The following is a 17369-nucleotide window of genomic DNA, read 5'->3' on the forward strand; positions in this document are numbered from 1 at the left end:
ACGGGGAATATTTGTTTAGGCCTTCACCATATAGCCGTACAGTCGCTTAATCCCGTCCGCATCCGTTTCGCTATAAACGCCCTGCAATTCCGGCGAGAACCCCGGCAGCATGTTCACACCTTCTTCCAGTGCGAGGAAATAACGCTGCGCAGCGCTGCCCCACACTTCCCCCGGCACCACACATAACACGCCCGGCGGGTATGGCAACGCGCCTTCAGCAGCAATACGCCCTTCAGACTCACTCAAACGCACCAGCTCGACGTTACCGCGAATAAACTCACTGTTTGCATCCTGTGGATTCATTGCAACGGCAGGCAGGCTGGCACTGCGGAACATCGCTTTTTGCAGATCCTTCACGGCAAAGCTGACGTAAAGATCGTGCATTTCCTGGCAAAGTTGACGCAGCGTGTAGCCGTGATAGCGCTGTGAATGCTTCTGATAGATTGACGGCAGTACGTCCGCCAAAGGCGCATCGTCTTCAATATGCCGCTCAAACTGCGCCAACATCGCGACCAGATGCGCCATTTTCTCAGTACTTTCCGCAGGAGTGAGCAAGAACAGAATCGAATTTAGATCCGACTTCTCAGGCACAATGCCGTTCTCACGCAGATAGTTTGCGAGGATCGCCGCAGGCACGCCAAATTTCGTGTAGTGACCGGTTTGTGGATCAATGCCCGGCGTGGTCAGCAGCAGTTTGCAGGGATCAACAAAGTATTCATCTGGTTCATAACCTTCAAAACCATGCCATTTTTCGCCCGGCTCAAAGCTAAAGAAACGGCGTTCCTGCGCAATGACATCCGTTGGATGTTCCTGCCACGGCTTACCCGCAACCACGGGTGGAATAAACGGTTTGATCATCGTGCAACGATTGATAATCGCTTTGCGGGCTTCAATCCCCTGCACCACGCATTCAGCCCACAAACGGCGGCCACTCTCCCCTTCGTGAATTTTCGCATTCACATCGAGTGCAGCAAAAAGCGGATAAAACGGGCTGGTTGACGCATGCAGCATAAACGCATTGTTCAGGCGCTTATGCGGGCAAAAACGCGCTTGACCGCGCAGATGGTTATCTTTTTTGTGGATCTGAGAGGTCTGTGAGAAACCCGCCTGCTGTTTATGCACCGATTGCGTCACAAAGATCCCCGGATCGTTCTCATTGAGATCCAACAGCAGTGGAGAACAGTCTGCCATCATCGGGATAAATTGCTCGTAACCCACCCATGCGGAATCAAACAGGATGTAATCGCAAAGATGACCGATGTTATCCACCACCTGACGCGCGTTATAAATCGTGCCGTCATAAGTGCCAAGCTGGATAATGGCGAGACGGAACGGACGTTTTTCCTGCGCACGTTCAGGTGCAACTTCCGCAATCAATTCACGTAAATACGTTTCATTAAAACAGTGCGCATCTATCCCGCCAATAAAACCAAACGGATTGCGAGCCGCCTCAAGATAAACCGGCGTCGCGCCAGCCTGAATCAACGCGCCATGATGGTTGGATTTATGATTGTTGCGGTCAAAAAGCACCAGGTCGCCACGAGTCAGCAGCGCGTTGGTAACGACTTTGTTCGCCGCCGAGGTGCCGTTTAAGACGAAATAGGTTTTGTCGGCGTTAAAGACTTTGGCTGCAAACTTCTGCGCATGTTTGGCAGAGCCTTCATGAATCAGCAAATCACCGAGTTTTACGTCCGCATTGCACATATCCGCGCGGAAAAGATTCTCACCGAAGAATTCATAGAACTGACGTCCTGCCGGGTGCTTTTTGAAAAACTCACCGTGCTGGTGCCCCGGACAAGCAAAGGTGCTGTTTTCCATCGCCACATACTTCGTCAGCGTATCGAAGAACGGCGGTAGCAGACCTTCTTCATAGCCAGAGGCCGCCGTTTCCAGCTCCAGATAATCCTGCGCATTACCCGTTATCAGCCCTGCGATACCTTCTTGCTCACTTGACCCGCTTTCAGCCACTAAAAAAACAGGAATCGAAAAGCCTGTGCGTTTAAGTAACGCCAGAATGCCGCTACGGCTATCCGCCACAGAAAGGACAACGGCAGCAATATCGGTAAAGTCAGTGCTATCAAGCGCAACCACTTCACGATGTGTTTCTAGTGTGGCAACCACATCGTGGCTGGCGGCAATTTTCAAAGATTTCATATGCACAAATCCCAGAGGTCAAGGATGAGTGGGTGCCTTGTGGCACGGCAAAGGGAGCATTCCCCGGCGAATGTGTCTTGATGGTCTGATGGATGATACCCACTCCGACCGCCAGACATCAGTAAAACCAGGCATCACCTGATTTTACTGTTGTCCTGCAGTGAGCATGCGTTGCCCTCACCGCATGGTGAGCAAGGGTCTTCGGGATACAGCAGAAAGGTGAACGAGCGCCATCGAGAGATGTCGGTGAACATTGACTGTAAACATCAATAAGCGCCCCGTTTCGGATGAGTGAAATTTCGCGCAATCATGGCACCTTCTGCATGACGGTTCAAGGCGATGCTGCTACCTGGAGCACATTATTCGTGCAAACGCACGGCTTATTAATACAAAACCATTGACGCCAAACGGCCTTTACGGTTTAATGCGCCCCGTTGCCCGGATAGCTCAGTCGGTAGAGCAGGGGATTGAAAATCCCCGTGTCCTTGGTTCGATTCCGAGTCCGGGCACCACTATTTAGAAAAACCAGCCTTAGGGCTGGTTTTTTGCTTTCTGGCGTTCCGGTAGATTTCTAGTTGTGCTGACCATTGATGTCGCTGCCCTACCTCTTCCATCCAGCCTGAGCATTTCCCTTCACCATCAATTCAGGGGACTACTTTTCCCAAATCTGGTTTATACAACAACGCCTTATTCTCCCTCACTCATACTTTCTTTGCTGTGAATGAACCGGAGCGCCAAATAGAGGTCTGGCGCCAGAATAATGTCATCATCTTTCATTGTTGGCCGACTTTCCTTAAACCAGCGTGTTAATTCCGTTTTCCTGCCTGCAAGGATTAACTTAATTTGTCGACCTTTCAGGTCACGCTTCAACTCATTAATTGTTGCTAAGACGCTTATATCTGAATAGGTAAAGCAAGCAACGGCATCAATAACCACCCATTTCGGTTGTAGCGCTGCACCATCGACTAAATTCAATACGCGGCGCTTAAAATAAGCCACATTAAAATAGGTCAGCGGGGAGTTAAATCGATACATCAGCACGCCGGGGATCATTTTTACATTGGTGGTATTACCTAATGAGTGAATCATTCCATTTTCGTCAGTTCCCAACAAGTGTTCAGAGGGACGAAAGACTGTGCGCAGGAACTGTAACAAGCCAAGCAACACCGCAAGGCCGATCCCCTGGATAACACCGATAATTAAAACACAGCCAAAAGTGAAGAAGGCCAGGCGAAAAGCTGATTTATTTCTTCGCTTCAGACTCCAGAGCCCACGTAAATCAATCAATGACCACGATGCATAAATTAGAACAACACCTAATGCAGATACCGGAATAAATTGTAATGGCTGTGTGAAAAATACCACAACTATTCCAATGATTAAGGCTGCGACAACGGAAACCAGCTGGCTTTTCCCCCCTGTGGAATCATTAACCGCAGTCCGGGAATCGGCTCCACTAATCGCAAACCCCTGAGATAATCCAGACATGAGATTCGCAATACCCAGAGCTCTGAACTCAGCATCAGCATTAATTTCATATCCATTTTTCGCGGCGAAACTGCGAGCGGTCAGCATCAGACTGACAAAACTGACCAAAGCCAAGTTCAGCGCGGGGATCACTAAATCACGCATCAGACCAAGTTGGAATTCTCCCCAGTGAACGACGGGTAAACCAGACTGGAAGCCTGCTGCTCCCCCAATAGTGGCAATACCATACTGTTGCGCAGATGTGCCCCATACCAGTGCCGTTGTTATCACAATGGCAATCAACGGTGCTGGCCATTGGCTGCGAAACGTTTTGATAACCATTAAAATAACTAGCGTTAAGACTGATATCCCTAAGGTTAATAAATGGCTGTCTGAGATTCGGCCTGGCAGCGCAATGATTTTCTCGATGACTTGCTCTTCATTAAGCGTAATCCCCAATACTTTACCTAATTGCCCGACAATAATCGTCACGGCAACGCCGTTAAGCAAACCAGTAAGAATGGGATGGGAAAGCAAGTCGGCAAGAGCGCCCAGGCGAAATTTACTGGCAAGCAGGCACCATCCTCCCATCATCAATGTCATGACAATAGTCAGTTGCCAGTGAAGTTCTGAATTTCCAGCAGACAGAGGAACCACAACGGCCGCAATAACCGCGCAGGTCGTTGCATCAGGGCCAACAATAAGCTGACGGGAAGAACCAAACAGCGCATAAGCTATCATCGGTAAAACGCAGGAATAGAGCCCTACGATAGCCCCTACACCCGCCAACTCGGCATAAGCAATAGCAACCGGAAGTGCTACGGCTGCAACGGATAGCCCAGCTTTAACATCGTGTTTTAACCAGCTTTTATCGTACGCTAGTAGATTTTTTAACCCTGGCATGTAGTTTAATAAAATTTTTCCGAACACTTTATTCTCCGGATATACCCTTAATCAGAGATAAAGGTACACGGAACCGCCGCGGCAGATCCTAATATTTTCGGGGTAAAAAAGGATATTCAGACGGAGTGTAAAAGGGGTTGAGCCGAAAGGCTGGTTTCTTGCTTTCTGGCGTTAAAATATTAACGCTTCCCCGTATTCACTACTTGTCCAAACCCCTTCCCTTCAAGTTCTGCATCCGGTGCGGCGAAGAAATCGATATTGAAATAAGTATCTTCTGTTAGCAATTCAATGCGATGCCAGTACTGCGGCGGGCTAACTCCAAAGCGCCCTTCTTCGATAATCACTTCGATTTCAGCAACCGTGTCATTTTCATTTTTAAAACCGATGTATTTGACCGCGCCGCGCATCACAGACAGGCGCCCGTAAACATCTTTTTTGGTGTTGTGATGCGTGAGCAGTGCTTTTGGAACGGAGTCTTTGTTCCAGAAAGGTGTGGAACGAGTGTGTTTGTAATCAGCCGGGATGCGATGTGCCATGATGTTCTCCAGATTTAAAAGTGTCTGGGTTAGATAGAGCAACATACATGCCAGTTATTTATTATATTGTTATTTAAGCACTTATAAGAATTTAGTTAATCTTATAAGTCATTATGACAATACAAAAAACAGTCAAAACGACAACGTAATGTCATTTTGACTGTTTTAATCATTAACTACTGCGCCACCTGAATAACCTCTTCAGACTCTTTATGCGCAGTTACCTCGTCATGAGTTAGCCACAGTGGTTTACGACCAAACGTTTTATACATCTCAAGCTGATCGCGATAATGCTTCGCAGGTGTACCGTCAGGTGCGATGAACCCACTTTGCCCAGGCGCAACAACATCCCACGCTTGTACTTCCTCACCCTGCGCACCAAATACAATCATATCGTTTTCGGTACCCCGGTTTTGATACTCCGCCTGGTGCACGGCTTCATCGGCGTTTGCCTGTGGGACACCAAAGAAGTTGTTCGCTCTAAAGGTCAGCGGCATCGCCGGAGTTTTCCAGCTTCCCGGTTCGGTTCCGTAACGTTGTGAGAGTTGCTGCCAGGATTCTTCCAGAGCGTTTCTGACAACTTCATCCGGTGACTTTCCGCCAAAGATATCGACCGCCTGCGGAACTGGCGAACGCGAGCCTTGTAATGCCTCATACAGAATTTTGGCTCCCACGCTGATATTCAGTGACCCCGTCGGGCCATCTTGCGTAGTTTCATAACCGCTTGCGCTGTACCACTTGTTAAACGGCGCCGGAACGGCTGCGACAACGGTTTGCTTCAGCATGCTGGTCAGCCAGGCGTTTAATATCGCAGAGCCTGGATGTTGCCAGGTTTTGTCATCTGCATTCATTTGATTGCTGCCATTCCAACTTGCAAGCATGTCAGCAAGCTGGCGGCGAGGATCATTGCCAGGCAATTCCTGAACCGCATGTTGGATCGACGGCAAGAACAAACGCAAATTCAGATCCTGGCGGCTGGTCTTCGCAATAATACCCCACGCCTGTTCATGGGTGAGTTTCGGCTGTTCATCGATAAGCTTTTTGATCTCATCAACGCGATCTGCACCGCCCCACAGGAAAGCAAAAAGATCCGACGCCGGATAACCCTCTTCTGGCGCATTGTTCCAGTTTGCAATGTATCCCGATTTTGGATTGTAGATTTGTGGATTGCTGGAGAAAGGCAAGATGCCATCCCAGTCCCATTCACCCGTTCCTGGGACCGGCAGACGAGGATCGTGACCAGGCTTGCGCTGCGGATATGCACCAGTGTGGACATAACCGATATTTCCTTCTTTATCGGCGTAATACCAGTTGATGGTTAGAGCCTGATTGGCTGCTTGATGAGTCCACTGCGACCAGTTTTTTGCCTGCATCTGATGCGTCCAGGCCAGCAATGAAGCGACTTCTTTGCCTTCCCAGGCGCGGGATTTTGCATATGCGGTGGAGGTTTGCAGATCATTTTGGATGACGTTGCCGTGAACGGTCCGGTAGAAGGTCATCGAAACCGGTGCCGCATCTTTCACATTGAAAGTCTCGGTGCGGCTGAGCATTTTCACCCACTGACCTTGATGCTGGTAATAATCAGGCCGTTTGGGATCGATTTTCTCCGCGAAGATATCTACGTCATCCCCAAACCCTGCAGTTGCTCCCCATGAAATCGTGCCGTTGTGCCCAAACACCAGGCCGGGATAGGCAAATGGTGTATTGCCGACAACATCATATCCCGCTCCGTGCAGGCCAATACCGTAGGTGTATGCAGGTGCGTACCAGCCAAACTGCGGTCCGTTAACCATAATCGACTTTGCATCCGCAGCTTTTGCTTTGCCAATTACCCACATATTACTGGTGGTTGGAAAACCCGCGAGGCCATTCGCGCCACTTCGAGCAAATTGTTCTTCGATAACCTGCTTATTTTGCTCACGACTCAGCGCAAGCAAGGCACCATCATTGCCTTTCGCCAGCCTTTCAAGCATCGGTGGGGTTTGGTCGTAACGCGGTAAATTATAGGCAAGCTGCGTGGCCTGATTGGTAAGCTTATACGGATAGCGATGCTCTGCGGGTTCGATGGTTGTTGCCGCCGAAGGGTTAACTAACCATTTGATTTGGTTAAACACCCCCATCCCCTGCTTTTCACCATATTTATCTTTCAGCGCGTTATACAGCGCAAGGTTATCAATCTCACTGGTGCTGTCAGAGAAGCGGTTAGCCATCGTGCCAACAAAGATCATCGCCACATCAAAAGGTTGCCAGTGCTGGGGTTTAAAGCCGAGCGTGGAAAACTCTTTTGGCAGAAGTTTGCCAGGCTCGGCGTTGATCTTATCGATCCAGGCGTTCATGCCATCAGCATAGCCCTGAAGAATCGCTTTTTCTTCGGCAGGTAACGCTTCAATCTGAGCATGAATACTGGCAGGCCAGTAGTTAAGTCGGATGTCCTTATCAAAATCGAGATACTTTTTGCCCAGCACTTCCGCGACGGTTCCCTGCGTGCTGCGGCGCGCCATTTCCATCTGAAAAAGCCTGTCCTGTGCCACGACGTAGCCATAGCCATAAAACAGGTTTCGAGTGTCATTGGCATAAATATGGGGAACCCCATATTCATCACGAATGATTTTTACCTCCTTGCTTTGTTCCGCTGCCATCCCTTGTGCACTCCACAACGCAGCCGCTCCTGCCATAAAGCAACTCACAATAAGGCCATTTTTATTTTTCATTGTATCCTCTTACGGGTGAAAGACTCGCAAAACGATACTAGCAACGGAGCGAGTAATATCCATTTACAGTACCCAGTTTTAGATAAAATCGTGAGCGTGGTAACTAAATTTGTCATTCATATTTTTTAATTTATAGAATAAATATGAATCATTAATTTTTGTTCCTGACGAGAAATTCTGTCATTTCTGGATATGTCGTACTTGCGCCTGGTGGGCTATATATTGGGTGGAGTGATTAACGGAAATCCCCCCATGATGCGGCTTACGATGATCCTGCTTGGCGTTGATTTTCTGCGTTCCCATTGGCGTGGGCTACGCCGTTTCGGTTGGATTACACTGATTGCCGGAGTGGTCGTTATTGTTGATGCTTTAGACGACTCGCTGTTTTTCCCTCTCGAACCATTTGCCTGTCTGTTGCTTTTAGAAGGCGCGGCCACATTGATGGTGGCCCACAGTGGCATGGGTGGCCAACGCCTGTTGCGCTACGTTAAAGGCGCGGCATTTACCGTTGCGGCGCTATTGATTCTGGCGGGTCATCACCACGGTAACTTCGTGTTGTCGATGATCTTTGGTTTGTTGTTTTTATTCGATGGCGCTTTGCAAATCGCTTCAGCCGTGGTCGTACGTTATCGACGATGGCGACCTGCTTTATGGGGAGGTATTGTCGAAATTTTACTGGCGATATTTTTCTTCCAGCCATGGCCTACATACTATGAAGGGACGGTTCCTTATTGCCTGGGTTTAGGTTTAGCATTTGCGGGCTGGAACCTGTTTATTCTCGCCAATCGCGTTAAAAATGCCGCAGAAAATCCAGGTCTCAAAGGCGCTGTATTTATGGAAGAAGCCGATCATCTTCCACCTGACATTGTGGAGTGGGACGGTCCGCCGGACGACGACGAAAAAGCGCTGACGGTGCATGTCTGGACTCCCGTAGGCTCGGCACCCGGTGAGACGCTTCCCCGTCCCGTCATTAACCGCTATATCGCAGCGGTAGACCGCAATGGCGTTATCTCGACGGGTCACGCGGCACTTGAGTCCCCAGGGGGCATTTACATCAGCCTCTATCCTGCTGAACTCATTGATCAGTCTCCCGATGAGTTCGCTCGCCTGTTACGGGCTACGCCAGAAAACAATGTCCCGGGAATTTTCCAACCGGATTATGCGACCGAGGCCGCAAAGTGGTGCCCATCGACAAGGAAGGTCCGCATTCGCAATTACAGCGAAGCACGGCTTAAAGATTTTTGGGAAACCTATCGGCAGAATGAATCCTACAACTTGACCCACAGAAACTGTTCGAGCAGCGTGGCGCGTGCATTAGAAGCGGCGCTTGAGGGTGCGGTTGGCAGGCTGTGGCATAAACGTGGGTTCTGGGCTGCGATGGGAAAACTGATGTCGACACCGGAGCTTTGGGTCGCGTTGCAACTTCGTAAACGCGCCGAAACAATGGCCTGGACGCCGGGTCTGGTACTGGATTATGCCCGCGCTCTGAGCATGCTCGCCGACCCACGCCCAACCGGTTGGTTAAATACCACAGGCCGAGCGGTGAAAAAAATGCTCCATCGCCGCATTGCGTGGGGAAAAGGCAAAAGCGGCGAAGACGTGGCAAAAGATTAGCGTTAATTATCAGCCCATCACTTTAAGGCGGCGTGCCGTTTCGTAATGATCAACCCAATAATGATTTGCCAGCGATGACATCGTCACACCTTCACTGCTCGACGCATGGATAAACTTATTATCCCCCACGTAAACCCCTACGTGTCGCTGCCCTGGGGACGTTTTAAAAAAGACTAAATCACCAGGCTTGAGCGTTTCCTTACTGACCTGCTGGCCATTATGAATTTGCTGTGTGGTCGTTCTTGGCAGCGACTGACCAAATGAAGCACTGAATATTTTCTGCATCAACGCTGAACAATCCACACCATTGTGCGTCGTTCCGCCAAGGTGATAACGCGTTCCTTTCCAGTTTGAATATTGCGACAATATTGCCGAGCGTATATTTTCTGTATCACGAATATTATTGTTATTCATAAATTTGTCGTTTTCAGAAAAACTATTTCTGTGAGAAACAGTCTTTATTCCCAATGATGCAAATTCCTTTGGCATATTAAAAGCAAAGGAATTTGTACTAACAATTAAAGGCGAGAAAAGAAATACCAGGGCAATGATTTTTTTAAAACGAGGCATAAGTCATATCTTTCAAATTCGGGCAAACAAACCATTGCCTGATTAATGGCAACGGGACGAACAACTCCTTTTGGGTGAGCAAATAATAACCACTGAGTGAAATTTATCCAACGTTCATTCGGTCCAATAATAGACCTTGATTTTTTAACCTTAAAAACAGCTTGATAGGGATTCAAGCTACTTGTCAAAATGCTTACACGTTGGCCAGATCGACTTCGGGACGTTGATAATGCGGCCACACCAAAGCCACCAACTCTGGATAAGCATGATGACTGAACTCATCGAAGCACTGGCGTAAATTCAGGACTTCAATATCAGCAAACGGTACTTTTTCACCTTCAGCGCAGCGTTTGCGCAGGTTATCGTAGTAACGATAAATGGCGGAGTTTAAGTCACTGCAACGCCGCTGGGCATTAAACAGTTCACGATTCGCACTCAGCTCATCGATTCGCATCTGCTTAATCGTGGCATAGGCGAAATCAACATATTCATGACTCACTCGCCAATAATAGTCCGGGGTAATTTTCGAAATGAGCGTTGCAAAGTAATCTTCACGTTCGTCATTGTCAGAGAAATTTAATTTAGGGGAAACGGGTGGGATTGGATTCACTCTGGCGCGGGATTTCTCACGCATTAACACTAATACGCCGCACAGCAACAACAGTATTAATACAATAGAATAAATGACGCTTTGCATGGAGGCTCCTGTTTTTTTTATAGTAATTTTGAGGCAATATATTGTCAACGTCACACGTCGTTTCTATAAACTTCATTCTGTTGATTTAAAAGGATATCGTTAATGCTGCCCAACAACCTGGTGCCAGTAATCCTCCCTGTTCTACAGGTTGAAATTACTCCACCAGCAGAAGATAGCGCCCTAACTCCAATTCCTCGGGATAATCTTTTAGATCTAGAGAAAACGATTCTCAGCGCCAATCATTACGCTGGGCAGGCAAAAAACACCCTGCTTGAAGAAAACGATCGCCATTTAAAAGACCATTTATTTTGTGCGGTAAAAATTGAAGCAATGGTGACTGTGTTAAATGAACTCATAGAACAAGAAAAAATCAGCCCTGCCGATTTGCAAATGCTAATAGAAGATAAAAAATTGCAGATAAGTCAGCATTCACAGCAAATCTGGGTCAATCAGTTAACCCAGGAAAAAAGCTGGCCGGTATTTTATTCCCTCGACGAGTAAGCTCAATGTCAGATGTACAGCAACCCACTCAGCACGATACCGCTGCTTCGAATGATGCATCACCTGAGAACACGTTATTGCGTGATAATATCGCTGCTCTGGTGGCCATAAAAAATGAAAATATTGCTCGTTTCACCGAAGGGAAAATTAACATTACTTCAGCGCTGGTTGAGCAAAAGTGGCACAACCGCCATCAAATGTTTCCTTATCGCATGAAAGAAGAAATTTACGGCTCTGTACTCAGTGAAATTCTGGCCCATCAACCGCGGATGAAAAATGTGATTCTTGCCCGGCTGGAGGCGGTTTATCAGCAACTGAGAAATGAGGAAGCCCAAACGCTGTCGCGGACTCGTGCCCTGCTGGAAAACAGCTATAAAACACCGAATTTGTAATGAAAAGCGGCCTGGTTAGTACAACTAACAGGCCGCTTAAAAATAGTGATATTTGACGAGGTTACTGAGGTTTCGTGACTTCTTGCCCAACCAGACCAATCTTCAGATACCCTGCCTGATGCAGCGTATCCATCACATTCATCATCGTTTCGTAATCAACCGATTTGTCTGCGCGGAAGAAAATCGTCGTGTCTTTCTTACCTTCGGTCGCCGCCATCAACGCATTGATCATACTTTCTTTGGTCACTTCATCGTTGCCGATAAACATAGTGCGATCGGCTTTGACAGAAAGATAGACCGGCTTTTCAGGACGCGGTTGTGGTTGGCTTGAAGAGGCAGGAAGGTTAACCTTCACATCGACTGTTGCAAGCGGCGCGGCCACCATGAAGATAATCAGCAGCACCAACATGACATCGATAAACGGTGTCACGTTGATTTCATGCATTTCACCGTTATCGTCGAGATTTTCGTTAAGACGCAAAGCCATGGTATCAACCTACACGCAGTTTCTGAGCCGTACGTACCGGGCGAGCGTGAGAACTGGCTTCTAAATCCAGGTCACGGCTTTGCAGCAGTAAAACTTGAGCCGCAACGTCACCCAGAGAAGCTTTATAGCCGCCAATCACACGGGCAAACACGTTGTAGATAACCACCGCAGGAATCGCTGCAACCAGGCCGATAGCCGTTGCCAACAATGCTTCCGCGATACCCGGTGCAACAACAGCAAGGTTAGTGGTTTGCGATTGTGCAATACCAATAAAGCTGTTCATGATGCCCCAGACCGTACCAAACAGACCGACGAACGGCGAAATTGCACCGATGGTCGCGAGAAAACCGTTACCGCGTCCCATGTGTCGACCCACCGCCGCAACGCGACGCTCAAGGCGGAAACCGGTACGCTCTTTTATGCCTTCGTTATCTTCGCTGCCAGTGGAAAGCTCAAGCTCATTCTGCGCTTCATTAATCAGCATCGTGCTCAGGCTTTTCGCATCAAACGCTTCAGCCATATCACTGGCTTCATCCAGAGAGCGGGCATTAGCCAGTTGCTGCTGCTCACGCTTCAGACGGCGCTTTTGCGACATCAACTCAACACTTTTGCTAAAGAAGATGGCCCAGGTGACGACAGAAGCCAGAATCAGGCCGATCATCACAATTTTTACCACGATGTCAGCATGCTGATACATGCCCCAGACAGAGAGGTCTGTCTGCATCAAATTATTCGTCACTCTTACTCTCCACCACGAAATAATACAAAAACTGTGCGCAATAATATCAAAACGACATCGAATTGATAGTAGTTCTCATTAGTATTTAAAGAGTGCCTGAAATTGTCCATGGATTCCTTGCGCTTACGCAGCAAAAGCATGATAAGTTAGTTTTGGACATCCAGATGGGTAAATAGGGCAACGTGAAGATGACTAAAAAACACATTGAAACGGCGCTGGTGAATGCCGGGCGCGATAAGAAATTCACTCAGGGTTCTGTTAACAGCGTCATTCAACGCGCTTCATCATTGGTTTTTGAAACTGTCGAAGCGAAAAAACACGCCACCGCCAACCGCGCAAAAGGCGAGCTGTTTTATGGCCGTCGTGGCACCCTCACCCATTTCTCGCTGCAAGAAGCGATGTGCGAACTGGAAGGCGGCGCGGGTTGCGCACTTTATCCTTGTGGCGCTGCAGCCGTGGCCAATGCGATTCTGGCTTTTGTTGAGCAGGGCGATAATGTGCTGATGACTGGCACCGCCTATGAGCCGAGCCAGGATTTCTGTACCAAGATCCTCGCAAAACTCGGCGTCAGCACCACCTGGTTTGACCCGATGATTGGCGCGGACATCGCTCAACTCATTAAACCCAATACTAAAGTCGTATTTCTGGAATCCCCTGGCTCACTCACAATGGAAGTACATGACGTCCCCGCCATAGTTCAGGCGGTGCGCAGCGTTGCTCCAGAAGCCATCATCATGATTGATAACACTTGGGCTGCTGGGGTTTTGTTTAAAGCGCTGGATTTCGGCATTGATATTTCGATTCAGGCAGGAACCAAGTATTTGATTGGCCATTCTGACGCAATGGTCGGAACGGCGGTGTCAAATGCCCGTTGCTGGGATCAATTGCGTGAGAATTCTTATCTGATGGGTCAAATGCTGGATGCAGATACTGCTTATATGACCAGCCGCGGGTTACGTACTTTAGGGGTACGCCTGCGCCAACATCATGAAAGCAGCCTGAAAGTAGCCGAATGGCTGGCACAACATCCGCAAGTTGAACGCGTCAATCACCCTGCATTGCCCGGCAGTAAAGGCCATGAATTTTGGAAACGAGACTTTACAGGTAGCAGCGGTTTGTTCTCATTCGTGCTCAAAAAACGCTTAAGTCATGATCAGTATCAGCACTACCTGGACAATTTTAACTATTTTAGTATGGCCTATTCATGGGGAGGGTTTGAATCACTGATCCTCGCCAACCAGCCGGAAGAAGTGGCAGAGATTCGCCCGGCAGGGGGAGTTGATTTCTCCGGTACGTTAGTTCGGCTTCATATCGGCCTGGAGAATGTTGACGATTTGATTGCCGATCTCGATGCAGGTTTCCAGCGTATTGCCTGAATTTTCCAGAAGTGGATACCTGAAAGGACAGTTTTTCTAAATTCATGATGATTAGTTGAGCCTGTGATCAAGGTGTCGCAGGCCATTTAGCGTTACACTATGCTTTCAAAAAAAGGTACGCCGAGAAATTAAGGTGTACCTAATCTAACTACTATAGATTTAGACGCGCCGAATAAAGCGGTTCCACAGGATTTGCCATGGCTGTTATACATCATATCGTTCAGGCGCTTTGGCAACATGACTTTGCTGCACTCGCGGACCCTCATGTTGTTGGAGTGGTTTATTGCGTCATGTTTGCGACGCTGTTTCTCGAAAATGGATTACTGCCCGCCTCATTTTTGCCGGGCGACAGTCTTTTGTTACTCGCGGGAGCGCTGGTGGCAAAAGGGGTCATGAATTTTGTCCCGACATTACTCATTCTCACGACAGCGGCAAGCCTTGGCTGTTGGTTAAGTTATGCGCAAGGTCGCTGGCTCGGTAATACCAAAACAGTTAAAAGTTGGCTGCAACAGTTGCCGCCGCAATATCACCAACGTGCGACGCATATGTTTGACCGACATGGGTTATTTGCCTTGCTGGCCGGGCGTTTTTTAGCATTTGTCCGCACTCTGCTGCCAACCATGGCGGGTATTTCAGGTCTCAGCAATCGCCGCTTTCAGGTGTTTAACTGGTTAAGCGGGCTGTTATGGGTGGGTAGCGTGTCCAGTCTGGGCTATGCCCTGAGCATGATCCCGTTTGTAAAACGCCACGAAGATCAGGTGATGACTTGTCTGATGGTATTGCCGATGGTGCTTCTGGTGGCAGGCTTAATCGGAACGTTGTTTGTCCTCATCAAGAAAAGATTAAATCCTGCATAAGTAAAGACCGCCTCTTAAAGAGCAACCCTGGGTAGCCATTTCTGAGCACTACCCAGGGGCAAAATGGCAAATACAACCCCCTACACCCGCATCCGCGCGGCATCCTCCCCCGGCGTAACGCCAAAGTATCGCTTAAACTCACGGCTAAACTGCGACGCACTTTCATATCCGACACGAATTGCCGCAGTACTGGCTTTAATCCCATCGTGCAAAATCAGCATGCGCGCTTTGTGTAAACGGTAGCTCTTGAGATATTGCAGCGGCGAGGTGCTGGTCACCGATTTAAAGTTATGGTGAAACGCCGAAACACTCATGTTCGCTTCCGCAGCGAGTTGGTCTACAGAAAGGTTTTCTGTGTACTGTGTTTCAATGCGCCTGAGCACGCGGCTTATCAGGCTGAAATGTGTCTGCCGGCTGACCAGTGCTAAAAGCGCGGCACCGCACGACCCCATCAGAATGTGATAGAGGATTTCGCGGATAATTTGCTTGCCCAAAATACGCGCGTCGAGCGGGTTTTCCAGCACGTCCAGTAAACGCTCGGCAGCACAGAGGATCTCTTCGGATAGCTCAGCGGAGTTAATCCCGGTTGAGCAGGTTTGCGGGTGCGATACATCATCTTCGCCGATATCCATCAGCAAGTCCTGAAGCTGCAAAATATCGATCTTAATGCGCAGTCCAGCCAACGGCACTTCAGGTGTGGCAAAGGTTTCACATTCAAAAGGTAGCGGCACGGTCAGCAACAGGTACTCGTTGGCATCGTAGCGAAACACACGATCGTTCAGATAACCCGTTTTATGCCCGGAAAAGAGAATAATGATCCCCGGCTCATACATCACTGGCGTACGCGCATAGGGTTGGGTGCCATACAGCAAACTGACATTAGGCAGTGAAATGAGGCCACTATTTTCTTTTTGTATCAGATAATTAATCTTGTTAGTTAACTGCTGACAAATCGCTTTCCGCTTCATTTTCCCGCTCTCTTGCTGACTTTACTGACGATCTCAGTGTGCATTGAATCTTTTCATTTCTCCAGCCCCCTGGAGGAATAGGCAAGATAAAGGCAGGAATAAGCATTGAGCGATAGCCACCCTGAGCCGACAATGGCTACCATCAAATGCGATAAGCAATGTTATTAATCACCCACAAAACGGGAATCCGATAATGAACAATTTCAACCTACACACCCCGACCCGCATCCTGTTTGGTAAAGGTGCCATTTCCGAACTGCGTGCTCAAATCCCAGCAGATGCTCGCGTGCTGGTTACCTACGGCGGCGGCAGCGTGAAGAAAAATGGCGTGCTGGACCAGGTTTATGCCGCGCTTGAAGGTCTGGATGTTCTGGAGTTTGGTGGTATCGAACCTAACCCGACTTACGAAACGCTGATGAAAGCGGTTGACGTGGTTCGCCAACAGAAAGTGACTTTCCTGTTAGCGGTAGGGGGTGGTTCAGTGCTGGATGGTACTAAGTTCATCGCAGCAGCAGCTAATTACCCTGCCGATATCGACCCATGGAATATCCTGCTGACTCACGGTAATGACGTGAAAAGCGCCATCCCAATGGGCTCTGTTCTGACTCTGCCAGCAACCGGTTCTGAATCCAACAAAGGTGCCGTCGTTTCTCGTCGCGCTACCGGTGACAAACAGGCGTTTATGTCTGAGCACGTGCAACCGGTCTTCGCTGTTCTTGATCCGGTTTACACCTACACCCTGCCACCACGTCAGGTCGCAAACGGTGTTGTGGACGCGTTTGTCCATACCGTTGAGCAATACATTACTTATCCGGTGAACGCAAAAGTCCAGGATCGTTTTGCTGAAGGCATTCTGTTAACACTGGTTGAAGACGGCCCAAAAGCGTTGAAAGAACCGGAAAACTACGATGTGCGTGCCAACATCATGTGGGCGGCGACCATGGCGTTAAACGGCCTGATCGGTGCTGGCGTACCGCAAGACTGGGCAACGCATATGTTGGGCCATGAACTGACCGCGATGCACGGTCTGGATCACGCGCAAACTCTGGCGGTAGTGCTGCCATCTTTGCTGAATGAAAAGCGTAACGAGAAACGCGGCAAACTGCTGCAATATGCAGAGCGCGTGTGGAATATCACAGAAGGCAGCGAAGAAGAGCGTATCGATGCCGCAATCGCTGCGACGCGTAATTTCTTCGAGCAAATGGGTGCACCAACTCGCCTCTCCGCCTATGGTCTGGATGGCAGTTCTATCCCGGCATTACTGGTGAAACTCGAAGAGAAAGGCATGACGCAATTAGGTGAACACCAGGACATTACTTTGGACGTTAGCCGTCGTATTTACGAAGCTGCACGCTAAGTAATTTAGTCATTTGGTTCTCGTTTTTGAGTATTTGGTC

Annotated in this window: 15 protein-coding genes and 1 tRNA gene; 7 read left to right on the forward strand and 9 right to left on the reverse strand. The window is 48.7% G+C overall.

Annotation, left to right across the window (positions count from 1 at the left end; all coding sequences use genetic code 11):
• Positions 1 to 15: 15 nt before the first annotated feature.
• Positions 16 to 2154, reverse strand: coding sequence for an ornithine decarboxylase (locus OH773_RS18115; RefSeq protein ID WP_270140666.1), 2139 nt, complete (start codon positions 2152 to 2154; stop codon positions 16 to 18).
• 436 nt (positions 2155 to 2590) lie between these two features.
• Between OH773_RS18115 and OH773_RS18120 the strand changes: the two genes are divergently transcribed.
• Positions 2591 to 2666: transfer RNA gene (locus OH773_RS18120), tRNA-Phe, on the forward strand.
• A 175-nt stretch (positions 2667 to 2841) separates the two neighbouring features.
• Here OH773_RS18120 and OH773_RS18125 read toward each other — a convergent pair.
• The 3 genes from OH773_RS18125 to OH773_RS18135 form a co-directional block, all read right to left on the reverse strand.
• Positions 2842 to 4551: a SulP family inorganic anion transporter gene (locus OH773_RS18125; protein ID WP_270140668.1), complete on the reverse strand. Its 1710-nt coding sequence runs from the start codon at positions 4549 to 4551 to the stop codon at positions 2842 to 2844.
• A gap of 152 nt (positions 4552 to 4703) precedes the next feature.
• Positions 4704 to 5060 (reverse strand): DUF1971 domain-containing protein, encoded by a 357-nt coding sequence (locus OH773_RS18130; protein WP_270140670.1) that lies wholly within the window; start codon positions 5058 to 5060, stop codon positions 4704 to 4706.
• A gap of 176 nt (positions 5061 to 5236) precedes the next feature.
• Complete coding sequence (locus OH773_RS18135) at positions 5237 to 7771, reverse strand: penicillin acylase family protein (RefSeq protein WP_270140672.1); 2535 nt, start codon at positions 7769 to 7771, stop codon at positions 5237 to 5239.
• A 252-nt stretch (positions 7772 to 8023) separates the two neighbouring features.
• On the opposite strand from OH773_RS18135, the gene OH773_RS18140 reads away from it, so the two are divergent.
• A complete protein-coding gene (locus OH773_RS18140) occupies positions 8024 to 9385 on the forward strand; it encodes an HdeD family acid-resistance protein (protein WP_270140674.1) in 1362 nt (453 codons plus the stop codon).
• A 9-nt stretch (positions 9386 to 9394) separates the two neighbouring features.
• Here the strand turns inward: OH773_RS18140 and OH773_RS18145 are convergent, their stop codons facing one another.
• Both OH773_RS18145 and OH773_RS18150 read right to left on the reverse strand, forming a co-directional pair.
• Complete coding sequence (locus tag OH773_RS18145) at positions 9395 to 9799, reverse strand: NlpC/P60 family protein (protein WP_442865692.1); 405 nt, start codon at positions 9797 to 9799, stop codon at positions 9395 to 9397.
• A 349-nt stretch (positions 9800 to 10148) separates the two neighbouring features.
• On the reverse strand, positions 10149 to 10652 hold the full coding sequence (locus OH773_RS18150) for an ESA_00282 family adhesion-associated protein (protein WP_270140678.1): 504 nt from the start codon (positions 10650 to 10652) through the stop codon (positions 10149 to 10151).
• A gap of 102 nt (positions 10653 to 10754) precedes the next feature.
• Between OH773_RS18150 and OH773_RS18155 the strand changes: the two genes are divergently transcribed.
• The gene (locus tag OH773_RS18155; RefSeq protein WP_270140680.1) at positions 10755 to 11153 is read left to right on the forward strand and encodes a hypothetical protein; all 399 of its coding nucleotides are present in this window, start codon (positions 10755 to 10757) and stop codon (positions 11151 to 11153) included.
• Between the two features lie 5 nt (positions 11154 to 11158).
• On the forward strand, positions 11159 to 11545 hold the full coding sequence (locus OH773_RS18160; RefSeq protein ID WP_270140682.1) for a cytoplasmic protein: 387 nt from the start codon (positions 11159 to 11161) through the stop codon (positions 11543 to 11545).
• A gap of 61 nt (positions 11546 to 11606) precedes the next feature.
• Here OH773_RS18160 and exbD read toward each other — a convergent pair whose 3' ends face one another.
• Both exbD and exbB read right to left on the reverse strand, forming a co-directional pair.
• Complete coding sequence (exbD, locus tag OH773_RS18165) at positions 11607 to 12032, reverse strand: TonB system transport protein ExbD (RefSeq protein ID WP_183272735.1); 426 nt, start codon at positions 12030 to 12032, stop codon at positions 11607 to 11609.
• A gap of 4 nt (positions 12033 to 12036) precedes the next feature.
• Entirely contained in the window at positions 12037 to 12771 is a 735-nt protein-coding gene (exbB, locus tag OH773_RS18170) for a tol-pal system-associated acyl-CoA thioesterase (RefSeq protein WP_183272734.1), read from the reverse strand.
• 188 nt (positions 12772 to 12959) lie between these two features.
• On the opposite strand from exbB, the gene metC reads away from it, so the two are divergent.
• Entirely contained in the window at positions 12960 to 14147 is a 1188-nt protein-coding gene (gene metC / locus OH773_RS18175) for a cystathionine beta-lyase (RefSeq protein ID WP_270140688.1), read from the forward strand.
• A 197-nt stretch (positions 14148 to 14344) separates the two neighbouring features.
• Positions 14345 to 15004: a DedA family protein gene (locus OH773_RS18180; protein WP_183272733.1), complete on the forward strand. Its 660-nt coding sequence runs from the start codon at positions 14345 to 14347 to the stop codon at positions 15002 to 15004.
• 80 nt (positions 15005 to 15084) lie between these two features.
• Here the strand turns inward: OH773_RS18180 and OH773_RS18185 are convergent, their stop codons facing one another.
• Positions 15085 to 15972 (reverse strand): AraC family transcriptional regulator, encoded by an 888-nt coding sequence (locus OH773_RS18185; RefSeq protein ID WP_270140691.1) that lies wholly within the window; start codon positions 15970 to 15972, stop codon positions 15085 to 15087.
• Between the two features lie 193 nt (positions 15973 to 16165).
• Between OH773_RS18185 and yqhD the strand changes: the two genes are divergently transcribed.
• Complete coding sequence (yqhD, locus tag OH773_RS18190) at positions 16166 to 17329, forward strand: alcohol dehydrogenase (protein WP_270140693.1); 1164 nt, start codon at positions 16166 to 16168, stop codon at positions 17327 to 17329.
• Positions 17330 to 17369 lie beyond the last annotated feature (40 nt).

The sequence above is a fragment of the Buttiauxella sp. WJP83 genome, from assembly GCF_027594725.1.
Classification (GTDB): domain Bacteria; phylum Pseudomonadota; class Gammaproteobacteria; order Enterobacterales; family Enterobacteriaceae; genus Buttiauxella; species Buttiauxella selenatireducens.